We start from the raw sequence: 19791 nt of genomic DNA, 5'->3' as shown, positions 1-19791 counted from the left end.
GTTGGGCAGATTAATCATGGGAGGCCGTAGCCAGAACGTTTCCATCATTGTCACGGTAAATGGCACCGCCATCTGCGTCGGTTAATGTCGCGCTTCCAATGATATTTCCTGTCTCATCCTTGTATATTATTTGTTTACCGGCTTCTGCTGTGGATGTGCCTGCCAGATGTCCGTACTTGTTACGGTAAGTTGTACTGCCATCCCTTTCCTTTATCGAGGCTCCGAGCACCTGTCCGAGTTCATTTGTATATGTAGTTTTACCCATCGGGTCTGTGACTTCATCAATCCGGTGAAAACCGCCTTTAAGATAAAACACTGAAAATCCATCAAATGAATGCGCCAGTGGTGCAAATAAAAAACAAACAGCCATAAGATACTTAAACATAATGCGTATGCCTTTCTTGAGTGATAGTTATGGGTGTGATGTCCTGGAAAATTCAGCCTCACAGAGCATTTTCATCATCCACAGAGGACCGCAGCCCGGGCAGGATCGATAGCAATTAGCCCAGCAAGTAACTGGTCCATTACCGGTGTAAGGCGTACTTTGTCCGCCTCACTGCGACCGGCTTTCAGGCGCAGGAGTTTCAGATGGCGAGCCTGTACCTCGAACAACAGTTCAGGCTCCCAGTCACTGAGGGTCACTACACGGGCACGCTCACCCAGCTCAGCAAACAGGTGCAGCGCCAGCTCGTTTTTACCGTACTGCTCGGCAATACGTCCCATCAGCAGGTGCAACAGCCACTTCTGACGATCGGTGCTCATACCCGGCCGGGTCTGTAACCAGCCCAGCGCCGCATCCGGGCCTTCACTGTCGGCCAGCGCCACGACTTCCGGCTCCAGCGCCAGAATGTCATCGTTACCGGCGGTGACCGGCGTGGGTGGTGTTTCATTACCCCAACCGCCGACGGTGTCCAGCACGCTCTGCTGGATCCAGTTCAATGTCACTTCATCCGCAAACGGTGTTCCGTCACTGAATGCCAGCGTTTCAAGCCCGGATAACCGGGCCAGCAGCCCCTTCAGATCAGCGACAACAATATCGGCCAGTGTATCCTTACCGGACTTCGTCAGCGCCTGGTGGATATACCACTGCAAATCCAGCCACAGATGATTGGCACCGCGGGAAAAGGTGCTGTCGGCTGTTTCCAGCATTTCAGCCCAGTTCTGCTGCAGATAGAGGCGTTTGAGTAACGCGCGCTGATCCGCCCTTGGCGGCTCGATGCGGGTACGTCCCTGTGCATCCGGCGCCGGAATGGCCCGCAGGGTATCGTGCCGCAGGCTTTTCATCAGATGATGTGCCGACAACCAGCCGTCTGGCTGCTCGCGCAGGTATTCGGTGAGGGTGCGGGCCTGAGCCAGCAAATCCTGACCGGACGTGATCCGCCCGATTGACGGGGCATCTCTGTGACTGGCTGTCGAAGGGGGTTCGCTGGTACTGGCGTTCTGCGGTACCACTGCATCCACGCCCCCCGCTTTCTGCAAACGGCTTTCCAGCGCACCGTACAGCGCATTGAGTTCCGGGCGGGTTTCATCCGGCTCGTTTTCAGTCAGTCCGGCTATCAGCAGCAGCGCCCCGGTAGTACGCATCGCATCGATCCTGACCACTTCCGGGTACAGAGAAAGGGAGTCAGTCATGCGCAACCCGGCCAGCCATTCCAGTGCCGCCTTACGGCTGCGGTCACGCTGCGGGTGCAGCTGTGGTCCAAAGCGCTCAAGCAGACCGGCCAGCAGTTCGAGGCCTTCTGCCAGTCCCTGCTCACCTTCACGGTGCAGCTTCGCCCAGCAGTAGTACGTCGCCATGCGAATGTCTTTGGCGGTGGTGGTCAGCAGCTTTTCGGCCAGCCGGCAGATGAGTTCGGTATCCGCGCCGGAGAGTTTGTTGACCTCTTCACGCATTTGCTGGAAGTCATCGTCGTAACCCGGGTCTTCACCAGCGGCTGATGGTCCAGGCAACGGTTGTAGCCAGTTATCCCATTGAGCCACGCGTTCACGGGTGGCGGCAAGCAGTGGCTCCTGCTCGGCCTGACAGGCGCTGAGTAAGGCATTCAGGGTGCTCATCAGTAAACCTCCTCTGCATCATTCCCTGCACTGGCAACCTGGCCTGACAGTGCTGGCCCTGTCGTGCTGAAGATAGTCTCCGGCAGGCGGAAATTACGCAGCTTCAGCAGCGCCAGCGGCCCCTCGCCGGCTTCGGTACGCAGGGTGTAATTGAGCGTGCGGCCGTCCTGGGCTTTCCAGCTCAGGCTGTAGCTGCTTCCCACGCCCGGGTAAGCCTTGACCGCAGCATTATCTAGCAGGCGGATCCAGCCCCATGCGCCAGGAATATCGGCGTACTGGCGGGTGCCCGCCTGCGTGCTAATCCAGCTCAGGTTCGCACCCGGGGCCTCAGTATCTGCAGGCCAGGTGAAGCGTTTCCATGCGGGCAACTGGTTCACGTAGGTCAGCTTCTGGCTGTCGATAATTATGTCGGTCTGCATCACGCCATCGGCAGTGCCCGGGCGCAGCTCGAAGTTCATACCGGCATTACCTTCGGTGAAGGCCACATCCGAGATATGGCTCAGGGTGTTGATGGCGTTGAGGAACGCCGGGTTGAACGCCAGCCCCTGCGAGTTGATGCTGTCCGGTACCCAGTGGTTACCCTCTTTGTGCAGCACGCCTTTGAGACGGGTCTGCAGGAACTGGGCGATACGCCCGGAATCCGCGTTAAGGTATTTGGCCAACAGCGGCAGGGAAACATCACTACTGGAGTTATTGAACGGATAACGGCCACCAAAGGCACTGTTCCACTCAGCCACCACCGCCTGCTGCCATTGAGCATTGAGGCTGTCGGCCGCCGGAGTCAGCACCTGCTGCCAGGCCTGCTCCATCGGGTTCACAAACACCGTCTGCCCAAAGCCACTCCACTCCTGACCCAGACCGGCGGCAATCAGGCTGCCATAGTCGCGGGTTTCGGTCAGATCAACGGCTTTACCCTGGAATATGGTCTGGGCAATGGTCTGGGTCATGGCCTGCGGGTCAGCAGCATTGGTTACCTGCTGCAGGCGCAGACGCACCTGCGTCACGCGGGTCAGGAACGACTGCAGACTTTGCTCCTGTGCTCCCGTGCGGTTCTTGTCCATCAGCGCCAGCACCGGACCAAAGGTCGCATCCAGCGGGCCGTGAACGCCGGCACTCTGGTCAATGGCATCGTTGTTATCACCGCCGAGCAGGTTTTTGGCCGATTTCACCAGGGAATCGGAAATTGCCTCGCCGGTTTGCCCGGTGCGCCCCTGCACATTGAGGGTGTTCATCAGTGCTACCAGAGGTGACTGGCGCACATCGGCCATCAGGGTCAGTTGGTCAATGGAATCGGACAGCGTGGTGGCCCGGTTCCAGCGCAGGCTGTTAAGAAACTCCAGCCAGGCCCCGCCAAAGTCAGAGAAGTAGCGTTCCGTCAGGCGTTTTTTCAGGGCTTCCGGCGAGGTCTCATCCTGTTTATTCACCTGACGCTTGCTGTCCGTCAGTACCCAGTCGAGCTCGTCACGACGCGCCTTCACCACCTTCTCGATGGCCGGCTGCACGGCCAGCTCCCAGGCCTGACGGGTAAACATGCCCGGCACAATTTCCGTTGTGCTGAACAGACGGGATGCATCGGTATCGCCGGTCATGTCTTCCAGGCGCATATCGACATACAAGTGCGCTACCTGGGAGAGCATCTTCTGGTACAGGGTCGATTCACTGTTACGTACGCCCATCAGGCGAACCAGCAGGGAACGCGCCTGGCTGACCATGCTTTCATCAGCCCGCAATTTCCACTCAGGATGCGTCACCAGTTGCGCGCCATAGAATGACAGCAGTGACGGGGCCACGCCCTGCCAGACACTGTCTTTCACGCCATCACGTTTTGGCCAGTCGTGCAGCAGTGCCGGACTGAACCAGGCTGCGTCCATGTTTTCCGGGCGGGCCAGCATCAGGTAGAGTTTGAGCTGGTCATAGGTATTTTTTGCCATCTGCTCACGCAGCGGGCTGCCCGGCGGCAGCGCGTTAAAGGCACTGACCTGCTTCTGCAGATGGTCTGCGGCCGCATCCCTCAACAGCGGTAGCGCGCAGTCCTGATAGCGTGGCCAGAGTGCGGCCAACAGCGCATCGTTCTGACTCAGCCCGGCCTGTTCATACCATGGCACACCGTGCTCAGAACGGTATTGCAGACGGACCAGCGTTTTCTGCAGTTCAGACAGCGCGTGCAGGCGTTGTTCCAGCGACTGATTCTGTCGGGCGGCAAGTGCAGCCTGGGCATTCGCACCGTCAATCTGGCTGCGGTTGGTGACATACGCGATGCTCATCCACGCAGCCCAGCCCACCATCACCAGGGCGACAACAGACACCACAACCTTGCGCCAGGGAAAGCCCGGCTTGCGCGGACGCAGTCCGGCTGGGAGTGTCCGGACAGACACAGGCACAACACCCCAGCGCTTATCCATGCCCCAGTGGTGCGACACGGCACGTTCAGCACCGGCAGAAGGTTGACTGAATACCACCCCAGCCAGCGGCAGCGGGCGGTACGGGTTGAGCATCACCGACAGCGGCGCAGTCACGCTTTGTGGCTCGCGAATGAGCTGGTCAGCCAGCGTCAATAAGAAGTTATGTTTCACTTCACTGCAGGTCTGCTGCAAACCCTGTGAGGTCAAATCTGGCGTCAGGGCGGAGAGTTGCTCTGCCAGCCCTTCGGTACGACAACCGGCAGGCAACAGACAGCCGGTCGCCTGCGTAATACGCCCTTCCGGCTTACCGGCGCGCGGATGCAGGGACCAGACATACAGTGGGAGTTTCCAGCCAAGCGTTTCCATACGCACGCTGATGGCATGAGAGAGTGAATCCATGGTGCTTTCAGTCGGTACCGGCAGCGGCTGTTCCAGCCCAGGCGCGGAGAGCTGGTCAAAGGCCGAGGTAACCCACACCAGCCCATCTACCGGACGGCGGCGCAGTTTGCGCAGCGCGGTCAGCCAGGCACTGTCTGCTGGCGTATTGAGGTCACCGCCCCACAGCAACAGCGTGCCGCGGTCTTCCTGCCATAGCTGAGCCGTAAGACCCGGGGTCAGTTGCTCCACCTCAACGGCAGTACCGGTTATCAACAGGATGCGGGTTTTACGTCCCCAGTGTCGACCGTAGAGGTTACGCATGGCGTCACGGATGGTGTCAACGGTAACGTTACGGGGGGCAGTCTGCTCAACGCGCCCCTCATCGACGGGCAGAACATTTTTGCGTTTTGCCTGAAAACGCGACCACTGTTGTTTAATCGCAAGACTAATAGTTTTGCCATGGCGGACAAGTAGCAGAAGGATTATCACCGCCACAAACACCAACAGCTTAAGGCCATTACTGGTAAGTCCGAACGTATCACCCTTTTTCCAGATAACCAACGCTACCGCAGCTGCAATCAGCGCAGTGATACTGATGCGTCCCCAGTTACCACGCCACACTGAGTTATCCTTCGCCATTCATCAGATTCCCTGTAGTTACGGTATTTGCAAATCGCTGCTCTTTGTCACCCGAAAGCATCAGGCAATCTTCTTTTGTGAGCATGGCTATATCACTAACGACGGCGGCCATAATCCACGGTGAGAAAGGACCGCTGAGTCCGGCATATTTCTCCAGCCAATGGCATTGCTGGGGTTTCCAGCTGCCCTCATATTGTTTTGCACTGGCCAGAAGAGTGGAAAAATCACCACCCCACTTCATGCTGTCGCCCACTATTGCATGCGCAGCGATAGCCTGTGACTGGGTTGAGAAAAAGGTATCGAGCTCTTCACTCAGCATTTGGGCTGATTCAAGCGACATAGGCCGAAGCAGGCGAGCGTGATGGGTTAGCTGATACTTCGTTGCTACATCATCAGAGGTCAACATTAAAGCCGAGAGCGAATCACTGTACTCATTCCCTCCCTGAGTCTGGTGAATCAACATAAGCTCAACATCCAGAATCGGGGCTTTCAGGCGTTCGCCCACCCAATCGAAGACCCGGTCTTTAAGAATCGTCAGTAATGGTACGGGATACGCCTGTCCAACTAACTGGAGCCAGCATGCTGAAAATTCTCTCTGCAATGTCTCATCAGGATCGTGTGAATCAGTCAGTAAGGTTGCGTGGAAAGGGAGGTCAGACAAGCGCTGTAATTCTGATATGTCCAGGCCCCCAATCAATGCTGAAAAAGCATCTTCGCCAACAGGTAGCACTATTCCCCGAGAAAGAGAACTACCCTGCTCGAGATCTTTGGGGGCCTGCAGAAATGTGGATGGCGTCAAGTCATCAGGCAGGATAACCCGGCTATACAGAACCGCCAGATAACGCCCGGCCCAGGAAGTCCATTGCTGCTGTGCATAGTCTGCCTCATCGGATTCAAACTGATGACGGTCCATTGCGTGGTTATACATCCAGCCGCGAATGCAAATCGTAACGAACCAGATAAAAAGAGGGCCTCCGGAAACAATCCAGAGATTGAATTCTTGTAATGCTCCCAAAAACTGATTGGCATGGAGAACAAAGAGTAATACTCCAGCAATAACAGCAATAAGGCCTGCAATCAGCCACAAAACCAGAGAAGGCTCATCTGGTTCTGCGGTAATTGTGGCTTTCTGACGCTCCCAGCTCATAACTTATCCTACTGAACAATCCGGTGCACTGGAGATAACATGACAACCACATTCACATTCACAGCCATCAACAACAACGGACTTCCCATCAGAGATCCATTCCGGTGATCCTTCGATAATGGTATTGACACCATGCCCTTCGACAGGGCAATTAACTTCATCTCCAACAAGTGCCACTTTTTTTCCATTAACGATCATGGTCGAAGATGCAGAAGTAACCTCGCCGCCGTGAGTAGTTTTATCTCCGAGTAATACAAATCCTTTGGACATATCACACCTAACAAATTAGATTATATGTTTTAATTGAGTCGACGGAACTGAATCCACCCTTTTTTGATTTGTGGAACAACATCATTATCGAGGAATGCAGAACAGATGCCGAGTTCACCGACGGCGAAAACTGTAGCAGGATATCCGACCAATATATCTTTCCTGCCTGATGGATCTGGCTCCTCAACATTAGGAAGTCCCGTTTTCACATAATTATTAGCTTTTAAATATTGATTACAATCAATTCTAAACCCTTTACCATTGATATCTTTTATCGATGCCTTCTCTCCAATATCAAGGCGAACAACTTTACCATTGAATTTATCGCCAACAGAAATACGTTCTTTCGAATCTTCTTTTAAAAAGAGAATAGTGTTTGCTGAAACAATCATTTCGCCCCCTGAAAACTTAGCACCCGCCCACCCTACAACATTTAAATAGGCATCGCTACTTTCATGATAAAAGAATATAGTAGGTACATTATTCTTTATTTGAATGTATATTTCATCAGTAGCGGAAAGTTCAGGTACGGGACTTAAAATGTATTCACCAGCATCTTTTCTTGGATTGTTAGCCAAGACACCGTATTCTTTTAACTCCCCCTTATTTTTATAAACCCAGTAACCATAATACAAACCATCTTTTATTTTGATGCCATTACTGAATGCAATGACAGGTAAAAACAAAGCAAGGAAGGACATTAACTTAAACATAACCCCATCTCAATATAGAATGAGCCGCGCATACTTTACGGATAGATAATTTAGTTAATTCTTTTGAAAAGCATCCAACCATTTAACACTTCAATTTTATTATTCTTATTTAAAGTGGCGTTACACAATCCATCACTACTCAATAAAACACTACTACTATAGTCTTCCATTGGATCATTTTTTTTCACTTTACTTCCGTGTTCTTCATTTGATTTAAAATATTCAGAACAGTCGATCTTGAAAACATCATTTTTTAAAATTTCTATAGGAGCAATTTCAGATGTGTTTTTAGTTTTCTTATTCCCCGCAAATTTAACACCCACCTTATATTTTATGTCACGATCACTATCGCCATCGGTATTATCATAAAAATTTTTCGTGGTTGGAGTATCAATTAATATCGATTCATCATTCAATTGAATGTTTGCCCACCCAATAGTTGGCCCACCTTCAATTTCTTCATGCTTGAAGAAAACAGCGCCAGAACCCTTATTGATTACAATATATACTTCATCATTGGACTGGTCATCAATTTTATTTTTTAAATAATAAAACCCGTCAACCTCATCAATATCCCCAACAACGCCAGCTACAGTTTTATAATTATCACTAGGTCCATATGCCCATTCGAGATGGTATAATCCAGGTTCTAAAGAAAAATCACTTGCATTTGAAAAAAAAGGAAAAAGAAACAGAAAAATCGCTAAAAATATTTTCATTGTACAATCTCCACATGGAACGCCGGCTCGCCGCTATGCAAAAACGGGCTGATGTATTTAAAACCATCATTATTGGCAGCATATTCCGTAAGAGCCTTATCAAAGGCTAATAACACACTTCGTTTACTTGATAGGTTTTTACTAATATCAAATACATTTCTCTCAGCATACATTTCTTCTGAAACACAGTGACGTGATACTAATCGCCCCTCGCTTTGAAGTTGAATTACTTTTTCTGTCATAGCGGCTTTAACTGCTGCTGTTTTGCTATGATCATTCCCACCGGCATCTATGGCCGCTTTAATGACCTCTCTCCCAGCTTTAGCATAATATGCTAACTGTGAATCTATCCCCTTGCTTTGCATATTACCGTACATCGCATTCACTTGTTTTTCAACAGAACGTAACGTACTAGTTATCATGATTTTATGAACCCCTGACGATTTCATTATTCCTTTTATAATATCAAGAGAATGATTGGTTACCAGATTTTTCAAGCTGAGAGGAATATCTTTAGAAAAATCCACAACCGGCTCAAAGTCTTTATCAACAGAAACATTTTTAGCTTTCCCATCGGAAGTAGTCTGATGCTTCTCTGGATCACTTTTACTCCTACGAGCAACAGACTTGTCCGTCGTCGTAGTTTTAATATGAATTACATTGCTTTTCTTTTCCGAGTCCGCAGACTTACTTCCTTTAGGCAACACAACATGACTTCTTGAATATTCTATAGCTGCTTTAGCATTAGCATTTTCAATTCCAACATTTTTGAGAATCTCCTTTTTGGTTTGTTCAGAAACATAGCGGCTAACATACCCATGGTTTTGATTACCGTCAGGCATTTTCAATTTAGCACCCACGCGTAACATGTTTACGTTATGAATCTTATTAACTCTTGCTAGCTTCTCAACTGATACGCCATGACTCTTAGCTATTGCTGATAAAGTGTCACCTTTCTTAACGGTATAAGTTAGAGTCTTATGCTTTTCATCGTTGTCTTTTCCACCAGTTGCTTTAGCTAAATCTTTGTAATTATCAGCAAGAATAGTAAACACAATTTCTGAACCTGCGATAGCATTGACTGATTCAGTCATCCCGTTTGCATCAGTCACACCTTTGATAAAAACCAGAGATTTCTCATAGTCTGACACTAAATTTGGGCATGTTGAACTTGGAAATGGAGAGATTGCAGCAATATAATTTTTGTTCTTGAATGCTGTGTTATTTCCCGTAGACAGTTTAAATTTAGTATTAACTTCAGTATTTTTTAGCAACCCTTCCACAGCTGATAAACGCTTAGTTATATAAAGCGCCCACTTCTTGCCATCTGCACTTTTCTCACGTGTACCATCAAGATATTTCCCTAAGCTATAGGCACCATCATGATGCAGTAAATAAAGCCACTCCCAGTATTCACTTTGATCTGATGTGTAGCTCTCCATCACCTTCGATTTGTTAAGTAAAAAGGAATAAATTACCGCATAACATCCTTTTTCAGCTTCAAAAACTTCTTCATTACGAAGATCTAGCTGAAAACCAAGAATGTCTTCAGATTGTGTCAATGCATCCTTGATAAAACCAACTGTTCCTTGTGCTAAACCAGCTGCGCTAGTAGTCCCTGCTGCCGCATCGGGGTTAAACCCGGACTCGACTTTAGTTGTTAATAATATATATGATATCTCTTTATAACTTAATCCATAGCGGACAGCTATGGTAATTATCATATCTATAATAGCATCCTGAACATCTTTATCAACATCTCCTGTTGTACGGCTGTTACCTCTTAGCTTTCGGGATGTATCTATATCCGGATAGAGTGAGATTAGCGAAAATGGCTTAATCTGATCATCAAAATATGCTTTTCCCTTCTTGGCATTTAAATACTCATATAAATCAGACATACCATACCTCAGCGATTGTTAATAAAGTCTATATTTGTATTATCGTATGGTTTTTTTATCTCTCGAGTTCTAAGCTCAGAAAGCTTGTTACCTGTAATAAAGTTACCTGAAAGATCAATAAATGGGGCGTCAATATAGGACAACAATGAACCCTTTACGCTCTCCTCTTCATCCAACCCTAGATGGTATCCGATCACAATATTTTCATTGTCATAGCATTTCATTGTGGAGGGGACCCAATCACCAGGCTTAACTACATCATTAAAGGAATAACCCTGTCCTTCCAGGAGGACTTTTTGGCTATTCGGGATGTATGGCAAAGAAAACTCTTTATTATTCGTACCGTTTTTTATTTCCAATTGATAATTTTTGCATATATTCTCCGCTCGGCTTTTTTGATTCACCTGGCATTCAGCACTGACCGTTACCAAAGCTGAGCCACATTGCATTTGTGCTGATTTAGCATTCCATGTGCCACTAGCAAAAGAAAAAAATGGAGCCAGCAACATGCATAACAAAGATTTAAACTTAAAAGCCATATCACACACTTTTATTTCCCTCACAATCACTGCATTGACAACCATCATCCAGGAATGACATATCTGAAAATGATGAACAATGTACTCTATCCACAATATTCTCACTATCGTACCAATAATCACTTTGAATCATTTCAAGTTCAAAAGGCTCATTCGGGTTTGATGAGTAAACTGGGACTGTTTCACCGTTCTCGTCTGTTCTACCAAATAATTTCTGCCCATTACTCGATGTCAGCATGTATGCCGCAGCTGCAACTGGAACACCTGCATCAGACGATGCCGTAAATTTCCCACTATATCCAGATGGAAACTGGGGCATAACACTACTCATGCTTACACTACCCATTTTCTGCGCATTGGCACATTTCCACAGAATATTACCTTCACAGCCCAGAATAATATTCTTACCCTGAAGTTGGATGAACGACCCATCCAGATTTTTCAGCACGACATCTTTCGCCGCCGTGATTTCAACTCGCCCTTCCGTGCTGGTTACGGTCACATCCTTTTTGGCTATCGTATCAAGCGCATCATCCTGTGCCTGAATTTCAACTTTTCCCTTAGCGGCAAAAAGTTTCATCCCGGCCTTACGGGCCAGCATGCTTACGGCTTCCCCCGCCGCCACGGTAAAACGCTTGAGTGCACTGATATCAGTGTTTTGTTGTGACATAATCCCGACGCTGGCGCTTCCCGAGGCCATACGCACTGCCTGCGGACTGGTAATGCTTACACCTTCAGGTGCATTTAACACCATCCCTGGCTGCGCGAGATCTTTGAGGGCATCAGTCAACTTCACCTGGCTCTGAATATCAGCAGGTAGCGCCTGCGCAGTTTCAGCCGCGTCTGACATGCTTCGGGCAATACTCAGTGCATTCTCGAGCTGGGCTATCGCCTCCTGCATGGAAAGCATTTTGTCCCCGGCAAACGGCTGCTTATCTGCAGTGATAAACACCCCGGTACCACCCCGGATGGAAACATGTCGGTCAGTACGCAGCTCAGCACCTTCACCGCGCAGTTCGCGGGAGGCATCCACGTTGTGGCCTAAATTGAGTTGGGTTTTGCCGCCATACTCCGTACTGAGCTTGATGTGCTCTTCACCGCGCTTGTCTTCCATCCGCAGCTTGTTCAGGCCTGCGGTGCGGATAACATTGCGTGTGCTGTTGGCCTCAGTGACGTGGTCAACGTGGCGGGAGTCGTGCAGAACGTGAGCTATATACGGGCGATCGGGATCGCCTTCATGGAATGCAATGGCGACTTCAGTGCCCTGGATCAGCGGGAAGTGGAAGCCGTACTTATCACCACCGTAAGGCCTGGCAAAGCGCACCGGCATGCTTTCCATGCCCTGGCGTTTATCGTCACGGTCAGCATCAAACTTAACCCGGTACATGCCGGATGCATCCTGCCATGCGTAAATATCGTTATCTTTGGCGCTGGTCACGCGCGCCATCAGCGTGCCGCTGACCACCGGGCGCTTTTTAGCGGCAGGACGCCAGCAGCGGTTCTCGTAGTAAGGCATCCCCTCCCACATCACGATCAGGGCATCTTTACGACTGGCTATATAGCCCGTGCGGGTAATGATTATGCCGTTGTCCGTTTCTGATGGCAGTGTCGGCGGTACCACACGTTCACTGATGGTCAGCACCTGGGCCGGTGAAAGCAGGGCATCATTGCTGAACCCGCTGATTGCCGTCTGTCCGGACAGAAAACGCTCGTGCTCAAGGCGAGCCCAGAAGTTGCCAGTTTCTGCTGAAGGTGTGATTTTATCGCCACGTTCAAGATGACGCGGCAGGTAGTGATAGACCTCACCATAGGTAACACCGTCACCGTCGCCACGGGTCATGTCCGCCGGTACAGAAGTCAGGATGTTTTGAGCTTCACGATGGTTATAGTCACTGGCAGTGACAGAGCGCTCAACCACGTTCTGTCGGACGTTTACCCCCCATACAGAGTCCGCTGCATTGTCACTCATTCCCGATGGGCTGCTGAGCGGCAGAGACTTACCGAACGTCCATGCGCTCTGCTTGTCTGCGAAATGCACCACTTCGGTCTGGGTGTCAGGTTGCAGGGTAAAGAAGTAGAAAATCCCCACTTCGGCCAGCAGACGCTCAATAAACGCGAGGTCATTTTCCTTGTACTGGTTAATCTGTTCACGCTTCGGATAGTCGGCTTTGAGGGTAAACTCATACTCCCAGCCTTTCAGACCATGCTCCTGCAATACTTCGGTGACGACTTCCGGTACCGACTTGTTGACGAAAAAACGGTGGGTACGGAATTGCTTGCGCAGCAAAGACATGAACGGCTCAATAATAATCTGGTACGTCGCCTGGTCACGTGAACCACTGATACGCTTAAAATGCGTCACCACACCATGCACCACTTTCTGCCCGGTCAGCCCCATCAGTGGCCCTGTTCCCATGGTCAGCGTGGCAGGCCGGGTCAACAGTTGCGCTGAACTGATATTCTGATCGCTGCTGGTAAAGATAATTTCGTAGTAATAAAGCTCACTCATGAACTCCTTACCGTTAAACTCTTCCACATCCAGTGAGGCTGTGCAGGACGGAATATCCAGGCGGTAGCGGTTCAGTCCGCCTTCAGTTAGCGCAGACAGGGTGTTCTTAAGCGTATCTGTCAGACTCATGATATTGACTCCATGGGATAACCTGCAGTCCATGACTTTATTGCCGGAGGGGCAAGTAACAGGTTTAAGTACTCAGCGAGTACGAAAAAAGTTATTACAATTCCAGCCCCGACAGCGAGCGTAACAAGGGCTTTAATCAGTTATACGGTCATTTCAAAATTGTTCATGCTGTATTTGCCATCATTGCTAATCGGTATTACGTGCTTAACAGCTTGAATATAAAGCTATCCAAAACAGACAGAACGACGGCAATAACGAGCATAATAAAGTAAGTTACTTTCATTACTTACCTCCGATACTGCTATTCATCAATTCTTAATCATTTCATCATACGGCCTTAGGATCTCCATATCGTTGGGTCGTATGCTATGAACCACGCCTTTACTCACCTCCAGCGCTGAAACAATACGTCGAGGACGGTCTGCATGCCTTAAAGAGGCAAAGCTGGCTTGAATGAAATACTGGCCATCTTTATTGAACTTATAAAACGATGGTGGAATACAAAGCAATTTATTACTTATCCGTAACTGTGGGCTGAATATTATCTTTTCATCTTTGGGGTTTGTTCCCCGAGGATTAATAGATATGTACTTTAAGACATAGTCATCGCCACCATTGACAGAGAAGCAAACACTCCCATTATTAAAAATGATATGTCCCTCTTCATCTGGCTCCAGTCTGTCGCCAGACCCCGGACATCCGGTTAAGGCTTGCAAACATATAATAACAAGCAGGCTTATTCGCAGAACCCGAAAAATTATCGGAATTACCATGGAAATCCTCTTAACGCGTTTTTATACCCTTGTTTAATGACAGACTCAGAAATATCGCCATCCAACGTTATACTCTGGTCAATCCTCAGCTTTAACCAGCCGTAATACCCTTCACTTTGCAAAGCAAAGTTATCTGCAATTATTTGTGCTTGTTGTTCCATTGGATATTCGCTTAACAGTCGTCCATCGAGCACATACCGATAGCTCACCAACCAGCTTATCAATCCTCTGGCAATGACGTTCATTCCCCGCTCTCTCTGCCAAACATGACTCATTTCATGAATAAATAAATGCCGTAAAAATGGCAAACTTTTTGAGAAGTCATCGCGATACCAATACCGGAAATATATTTCACCATTAGGTGTCATTGCGGTATGTTCATCCTGCAACCCAAATGGCAGATAGCTACCGCGATGGATTTTTACCTTCTCGTAATCGATCCGGTTACCGAATACCGTTCTGGCTAAGGCGATTTCCTCGGTTGTCAGCTTTCTGACGGAATCATCGTCCTGCTTCTTGTCGTCCTTCTTTTTCTTCTTGCGGGCATCATGAATGGTCATTCCTTGCCTCCGGATTCGCGTTCAGCCGCACCTGAAAATTCAAGCCCAATCCCTTTTTCATCATTCCAGCTGAGCGTCAGGGAGTGCGGTTTCTGTTTCGCCGCCATATGCATTAAAAGCTGCTGGCTCAGCACCGGCAAAATCTGCTGGTTAAGTAAGCTGTCGACGTTGCGTGCACCGGTGTCCGGCAGCAGACAGGCAGAAGTGAGTGCGTCATACAGGCTTTCGTCGATATGTGTGGTCAGGCCGTAGTGACGATGCAGGCGCTTGCTCACCTGGGCGAGCTTCATTTCCACGATGGTACGCATCGCGGCTTCCGCCAGTGGTCGGTAAATCACGGTCTGGAAACGGCCCAGCAGCGCCGGTTGGAAGTGGTCACGCAATATCGGGCGCAGCAGTTCGTGCAGGTCACCTTCTGTCGCTTTCGGATGTTCGTCCAGCAGCTGCATTAAGTGGTCGCTGCCGAGGTTAGAGGTCATCAGAATGACCGTATTTCTGAAGTCGATTTCGCGGCCTTCGCCATCGCGCATAAAGCCGCGGTCGAACACCTGATAGAACAGGTTCATCACATCGCGGTGGGCTTTTTCCACTTCATCCAGCAGTACTACGCAGTACGGGCGCTTGCGTACGGCTTCGGTGAGAATACCGCCCTGACCGTAGCCGACGTAGCCCGGAGGCGAGCCTTTCAGCTGGGAAACGGTGTGTGGCTCCTGGTATTCAGACAGGTTGATGGTAATCAGCGACTTTTCACCGCCGTACATCACGTCGGCCAGCGCCAGCGCGGTTTCGGTTTTCCCCACGCCGCTCGGGCCGACCAGCAGGAACACACCCTGCGGACCGTTTTCGGAAGTGAGGCCGGTTTTCGCCGCGCGCAGGCGCTGGGCGATAGCGGTCAGTGCTACATCCTGCCCGACTACGCGCTTGCCGATTTCATTTTCCAGGGTCAGCAATTCGGTCTGTTCGTCTTTCATCAGGGAAGACAGCGGCACGCCTGTCCAGTCGGCAATCACGGTGGCGACTGTGCGCACGTCCACATCAACGCAGAGCAGCGAATTGCTGTGCTGCATGCCGTTCAGCTCCTGTTGTAGCGCGTGGGTCTCGCTCTGGCGGGATATATCCTGACGGCTTTCAAGTAGTTGTTCGGTGAGTTTCAGCTCCTGCCCGTACTGGGTTTCCAGTTCGCCGAGTTCAACAATCAGGTCGTTCTCTTCCTGCTCGATAGCCGTCAGGCGTTCGCCGTGGCTCTGACTGCCGACGGCGATGTCTTCCAGCAGCGCCTGCTTCTCCATCTCCAGAGAAGTGATCTGCGAGCGGATGCGGGTCAGTTGTTCCGGCACAGTGTCGAGGCTCATGCGCACGCGGGCGGCGGCGGTATCGAGTAAATCGACCGCTTTGTCCGGCAACTGACGGCCTGTCAGATAACGGCGGGAAAGCGTGACGGCAGCGCGTACCGCATCGTCGGTGATATGCACGTTATGGTGCTCGGCGTAGCGGGACTTCAGGCCACGCAGCATCAGGCAGGCAGTATCGCCGTCCGGCTCGTCCACTTTCACCATCTGGAAGCGGCGTTCCAGGGCGGCATCACGCTCGAAGTATTGTTTGTATTCGGACCAGGTGGTCGCGGCGATGGTGCGCAGTTCGCCGCGGGCGAGTGCCGGTTTCAGCAGGTTAGCCGCATCCGCGCCGCCCGCCTGGTTGCCCGCGCCAATGATGGTGTGCGCTTCGTCGATAAACAACAAAATCGGAGTAGGTGACTGCTGCACGGCGTCGATGACGTTTTTCAGGCGCTGTTCGAACTCGCCCTTCACGCCTGCGCCCGCCTGTAGCAGGCCGAGGACCAGAGTGCGCAGCACGACAGGTTTGAGAGATTCCGGCACGTTGCCTTCGGCAATTCTGAGTGCAAGGCCTTCTACCAGCGCGGTTTTGCCGACGCCCGGTTCGCCGACCAGAATCGGGTTGTTCTTGCGACGACGGGAGAGAATATCTACCATTTGGCGAATTTCAGTCTCACGGCCAAACACCGGATCAATCTTGCCTTCTTTCGCTTTGGCGGTGACGTCGAGGGTGAATTTATCCAGCGCATTCTGTAATGCCGGGCTGAGTTCGCCCTCTTTCACTTCGCTACCCGCCGGGCGGCCAATCATTTCCACATCACCACCGGAGGACTGTACCAGCTCAGCTTCCTGCTGCACTTCCGGGCGCTCGTCGGACTGCGCATCCAGTAGCGGACGCAGGCGCTCAAGCTGGCTCTGTCCCAGGGTCAGCAGCGGCCACAGGCCATCGCAGTGGATCAGCTTCGGGCTTTCAATCAGTGCCATCAGCAAATGCTGGCTGCGGATTTGTTCTTCACCCTGTAATGAGGCGGCCATCCATGCCTGCTTCAGCAGCGAGTTGAGAGATTCCGCCAGCTGCGGGCGGCTGCGCACTGAGCGCGGAAGGTTATCCAGCCAGCCCAGCAGCGCCTGCCAAATGCCGTCCATATCCCACTCATAACGCCGTGCCAGCACGGTGAGGTCGCCTTCGCCCTGCTCAAACAGCTTCAGCAGCCAGTGCTCCGGCAGGATTTCGGCATGGGTGCGGGTCTGGCACAGGGAGGCGGCACCTTCCAGCCCGCGGGCGCAGTAGGGATTGAGGCGACGTAACAGGACGGCTGAGTTTTCCATTTTTCTCTCTCTTGTTGGTTCCCGGGCACGCTACCGCCCTTCGCTGTTCCCTGTTCATCAGGAACCCAAAGCGCATCAGGTCAGGCAGGCAGATTGCGTGATTCTTTGCAAAGCGCCCGTGTTAACAAACGCTCAGCAAAAAAGCGGACAGGGCCCTGTCCGCATCGGGCTTACGCCGTGGCGCGTTCGTTCCAGGAATCGGAATGAATGATGTTGCCGTCTTTGTAGGTCCAGGTGATTTTTTCGTAACGCAGTTCGATCTGCTCGAGGTGGTTGTGCTTCTCGAAAGAAGGATCCTTGATGTCGTGCATCACCGGGTTCACTTTCACCACTTTCACGTTTTCCAGTTTGGTGTTGAAGTACTCAACTTCCTGGCCCGCGTCGTTGATTTTGTACCACTTGAACTCCGCAGACTTGAGGGTCTGACCGGTGGTCACCGCCTTGTACAGATACGGGCTGGAGGAGTCGATTTCCTTGGTGAACAGGAACGGGGTGTGGATACGGGTGCCGGTCAGCTTGCCGGTGTTGTTGTCGGTCGGGATGTACAGGTTATGCTGCTGTGCAACCACTTCGATGCTGCCTTCGCGGTCCTGTACGTCAACAGAACCCTTGATGTCCGCGCCGCCGTCGTCTTTCAGCCAAAGATAAACAGGAATTGCCATCGGATTTACTCCATTAATGTTGAGAAACGTCATCATCCTGCGATGACGCCTGGGTGTGGCCCGGTATCTGGCAGGCGTTGGCCTGCGGTACCAGACTGATTTCGACACGGCGGTTGAGCGCACGGCCCTCCGGGGTGTCGTTGGTTGCGACCGGGCGACTTGCGCCATAGCCCTGCACCGCAAAACAGCTTTCCGGCACGTCACCGGTGTCACGCATCCAGTTGCGCACCGCTTCGGCACGTTTCTGAGAGAGCGTCTGGTTCAGCTGCGGGTTGCCGGTGTTATCGGTGTGACCGGCGACCACAATCAGCCAGCCCGGTTTGGCCTTGATGCCCACCAGCGAGTTGACCAGCAATTTGGTGGAGCCCGCTTTCAGCGCCGATTGACCGGAATCGAATAGCGACATACTGTCGAGGCGAATGGTCTTTGGCCCCTGTACGATCTTTTTGATAACTGGCGAGGGTGGCGGTGGCGGAGCCCAATCATTCACGGCCGCTTCAACAGCAGGCACCAGACGCAGCCCCTGATACAGCCCGAGGCGATAGCGCACAGGCTCCCCGCGACGCTGCCAATCATCCAGCAGTGCGCCATCGGCGCGCAGACGCTGCTGGGCACGGAGTTTCGGCGCAACCGGCGTGCCGGTGAGGTGGTGGTATAAGGCAAGATGGTCGCCGACACTGCGGATCAGGCGCTGGTTGTTCACCCACGACGCCAGCATGGCGAGTGCCAGGAAAATCCCGCCCAGTAATCCGGCATAACGCCAGAACACCATTCTGCGGCTTACGCCACGTCGGCGCGGTAACGCCGGCAGCAGCAGTTCAGGCAACGGCAGTGGCTCTGTGGTGACAACGGCATCCGGTGGCAGCGCCGTCACGGAAGTGATGTGTTGTTGCCAGAGATTGCCCGCGATACCACTCACCGGCACCATGCACATACCCTGCACGCAGGACTTCATCACCGGCGGTTCGCCCTGTCGTACCGACAGCAGGTCAGTCACCGCGCTGTTTTGCCAGGCAAGCAGACTGTCCAGCCACAGGCCCTGACTCAGGCGCGAAAGGCGTCCGTCTGATCCTGTCACCCGGATCCACTCCATCAGTGACACATTGCCCTGACCGGGCTGATATACCTGAACACCACTCCGCTGGCTGACCGTGGTAAACCAGACCGGTTCCGCGTCAGCACAGACGGCTGGCGGTGACAGCCAGGTCACAGTCCACAGCGGCGGGAGTCGGTCAAGAGCGGCGCGGCACTGCACCACCGCACGCTGCCAGCCGCGCAGGCTCTGGGTGAAATCGACGTCGGAGGTATGGCGCTCAGGCAATATCGCCAGTAACACAGAGATTTGTGACACCAACGCCGGGCGGATCTGACTCAGGTGTTGGGCAAGCAAGGGCAGCTGTTCTGCGTCTTTTATCCGCAGATACCAGCCCTGACGGGTTTCACGATGCTGTGCAGACTCAGCAAACAGCGCACTGTTATCACCACACACCAGAATAACTGCGCCCTGGAAATCTTCCGGAGGCAGACTCTCGTCCACAATCTCCCTGAGCGCCTGCGCCCGCAGCTGTGATGCCCGGTGCTGACACCAGAGCATCGCCCCGCACGCCAGAACAACCAGCAGGCTGAGCGCCACACGGCTCCCGACCGACAGCGGCCAGAAGCCCAGAATGAGCCACAGCGCCAGCACACCCGCCAGGGCGGTTAACAGACTCAGGTAAACATCACGCATCCT

14 protein-coding genes and 2 pseudogenes are annotated in these 19791 nt (G+C 51.8%); all 16 read right to left on the bottom strand.

Annotated elements, in window-relative coordinates:
- Nucleotides 1–10: 10 nt before the first annotated feature.
- Complete coding sequence (locus ACQ3G7_RS01315; RefSeq protein ID WP_430888567.1) at nt 11–385, bottom strand: hypothetical protein; 375 nt, start codon at nt 383–385, stop codon at nt 11–13.
- 74 nt (nt 386–459) lie between these two features.
- Nucleotides 460–2055 (bottom strand): type VI secretion system protein TssA, encoded by a 1596-nt coding sequence (gene tssA, locus ACQ3G7_RS01310; RefSeq protein WP_430888566.1) that lies wholly within the window; start codon nt 2053–2055, stop codon nt 460–462.
- Entirely contained in the window at nt 2055–5474 is a 3420-nt protein-coding gene (locus ACQ3G7_RS01305) for an ImcF-related family protein (protein ID WP_430888565.1), read from the bottom strand. Before ACQ3G7_RS01305 ends, tssA begins: the two co-directional genes overlap by 1 nt.
- Nucleotides 5461–6621 (bottom strand): KPHS_23130 family T6SS system protein, encoded by a 1161-nt coding sequence (locus ACQ3G7_RS01300; RefSeq protein WP_430888564.1) that lies wholly within the window; start codon nt 6619–6621, stop codon nt 5461–5463. Before ACQ3G7_RS01300 ends, ACQ3G7_RS01305 begins: the two co-directional genes overlap by 14 nt.
- A 3-nt stretch (nt 6622–6624) precedes the next feature.
- A complete protein-coding gene (locus ACQ3G7_RS01295; protein ID WP_263099973.1) occupies nt 6625–6891 on the bottom strand; it encodes a PAAR domain-containing protein in 267 nt (88 codons plus the stop codon).
- Between the two features lie 29 nt (nt 6892–6920).
- Nucleotides 6921–7604 (bottom strand): hypothetical protein, encoded by a 684-nt coding sequence (locus ACQ3G7_RS01290; protein WP_430888563.1) that lies wholly within the window; start codon nt 7602–7604, stop codon nt 6921–6923.
- 50 nt (nt 7605–7654) lie between these two features.
- Complete coding sequence (locus ACQ3G7_RS01285; RefSeq protein WP_263099971.1) at nt 7655–8323, bottom strand: hypothetical protein; 669 nt, start codon at nt 8321–8323, stop codon at nt 7655–7657.
- Entirely contained in the window at nt 8320–10224 is a 1905-nt protein-coding gene (locus ACQ3G7_RS01280; protein WP_430888562.1) for a LysM peptidoglycan-binding domain-containing protein, read from the bottom strand. The genes ACQ3G7_RS01285 and ACQ3G7_RS01280 overlap by 4 nt, the downstream gene beginning before the upstream one ends.
- 8 nt (nt 10225–10232) lie before the next feature.
- The gene (locus ACQ3G7_RS01275; RefSeq protein ID WP_263099969.1) at nt 10233–10763 is read right to left on the bottom strand and encodes a hypothetical protein; all 531 of its coding nucleotides are present in this window, start codon (nt 10761–10763) and stop codon (nt 10233–10235) included.
- 1 nt (nt 10764) lies between these two features.
- Nucleotides 10765–11487 (bottom strand): annotated as a pseudogene (locus ACQ3G7_RS24775) (DUF2345 domain-containing protein); the annotation flags it as partial.
- A gap of 171 nt (nt 11488–11658) precedes the next feature.
- Nucleotides 11659–13272 (bottom strand): annotated as a pseudogene (locus tag ACQ3G7_RS24770) (type VI secretion system Vgr family protein); the annotation flags it as partial.
- A 437-nt stretch (nt 13273–13709) separates the two neighbouring features.
- Nucleotides 13710–14174 (bottom strand): putative T6SS immunity periplasmic lipoprotein, encoded by a 465-nt coding sequence (locus tag ACQ3G7_RS01265; RefSeq protein WP_430888560.1) that lies wholly within the window; start codon nt 14172–14174, stop codon nt 13710–13712.
- Nucleotides 14168–14734, bottom strand: a complete 567-nt coding sequence (locus ACQ3G7_RS01260; protein WP_430888559.1) for a type IV secretion protein Rhs — start codon at nt 14732–14734, stop codon at nt 14168–14170. Before ACQ3G7_RS01260 ends, ACQ3G7_RS01265 begins: the two co-directional genes overlap by 7 nt.
- Nucleotides 14731–17397 (bottom strand): type VI secretion system ATPase TssH, encoded by a 2667-nt coding sequence (gene tssH / locus ACQ3G7_RS01255; RefSeq protein WP_430888558.1) that lies wholly within the window; start codon nt 17395–17397, stop codon nt 14731–14733. Before tssH ends, ACQ3G7_RS01260 begins: the two co-directional genes overlap by 4 nt.
- A gap of 170 nt (nt 17398–17567) precedes the next feature.
- Nucleotides 17568–18059: a type VI secretion system effector Hcp gene (hcp, locus tag ACQ3G7_RS01250; RefSeq protein ID WP_028019678.1), complete on the bottom strand. Its 492-nt coding sequence runs from the start codon at nt 18057–18059 to the stop codon at nt 17568–17570.
- Between the two features lie 13 nt (nt 18060–18072).
- Nucleotides 18073–19788 carry an OmpA family protein gene (locus tag ACQ3G7_RS01245; protein ID WP_430888557.1) on the bottom strand — a complete coding sequence of 572 codons (1716 nt, stop codon included), beginning with the start codon at nt 19786–19788 and terminating at the stop codon, nt 18073–18075.
- Nucleotides 19789–19791: the final 3 nt, after the last annotated feature.

This window comes from Kosakonia sp. N21, from assembly GCF_050587465.1.
Taxonomy (GTDB): domain Bacteria; phylum Pseudomonadota; class Gammaproteobacteria; order Enterobacterales; family Enterobacteriaceae.
The sequence above is the reverse complement of the archived record's forward strand: the minus strand, read 5'-3'. Positions and strand labels throughout refer to the sequence as shown.

Bases quoted from the DNA above. Each gene is read 5' to 3' on its own strand.
- ACQ3G7_RS01315 (WP_430888567.1), bottom strand. From the start codon at position 385: ATGTTTAAGTATCTTATGGCTGTTTGTTTTTTATTTGCACCACTGGCG.
- tssA (WP_430888566.1), bottom strand. From the start codon at position 2,055: ATGAGCACCCTGAATGCCTTACTCAGCGCCTGTCAGGCCGAGCAGGAG.
- ACQ3G7_RS01305 (WP_430888565.1), bottom strand. From the start codon at position 5,474: ATGGCGAAGGATAACTCAGTGTGGCGTGGTAACTGGGGACGCATCAGT.
- ACQ3G7_RS01300 (WP_430888564.1), bottom strand. From the start codon at position 6,621: ATGAGCTGGGAGCGTCAGAAAGCCACAATTACCGCAGAACCAGATGAG.
- ACQ3G7_RS01295 (WP_263099973.1), bottom strand. From the start codon at position 6,891: ATGTCCAAAGGATTTGTATTACTCGGAGATAAAACTACTCACGGCGGC.
- ACQ3G7_RS01290 (WP_430888563.1), bottom strand. From the start codon at position 7,604: ATGTTTAAGTTAATGTCCTTCCTTGCTTTGTTTTTACCTGTCATTGCA.
- ACQ3G7_RS01285 (WP_263099971.1), bottom strand. From the start codon at position 8,323: ATGAAAATATTTTTAGCGATTTTTCTGTTTCTTTTTCCTTTTTTTTCA.
- ACQ3G7_RS01280 (WP_430888562.1), bottom strand. From the start codon at position 10,224: ATGTCTGATTTATATGAGTATTTAAATGCCAAGAAGGGAAAAGCATAT.
- ACQ3G7_RS01275 (WP_263099969.1), bottom strand. From the start codon at position 10,763: ATGGCTTTTAAGTTTAAATCTTTGTTATGCATGTTGCTGGCTCCATTT.
- ACQ3G7_RS01265 (WP_430888560.1), bottom strand. From the start codon at position 14,174: ATGGTAATTCCGATAATTTTTCGGGTTCTGCGAATAAGCCTGCTTGTT.
- ACQ3G7_RS01260 (WP_430888559.1), bottom strand. From the start codon at position 14,734: ATGACCATTCATGATGCCCGCAAGAAGAAAAAGAAGGACGACAAGAAG.
- tssH (WP_430888558.1), bottom strand. From the start codon at position 17,397: ATGGAAAACTCAGCCGTCCTGTTACGTCGCCTCAATCCCTACTGCGCC.
- hcp (WP_028019678.1), bottom strand. From the start codon at position 18,059: ATGGCAATTCCTGTTTATCTTTGGCTGAAAGACGACGGCGGCGCGGAC.
- ACQ3G7_RS01245 (WP_430888557.1), bottom strand. From the start codon at position 19,788: ATGCGTGATGTTTACCTGAGTCTGTTAACCGCCCTGGCGGGTGTGCTG.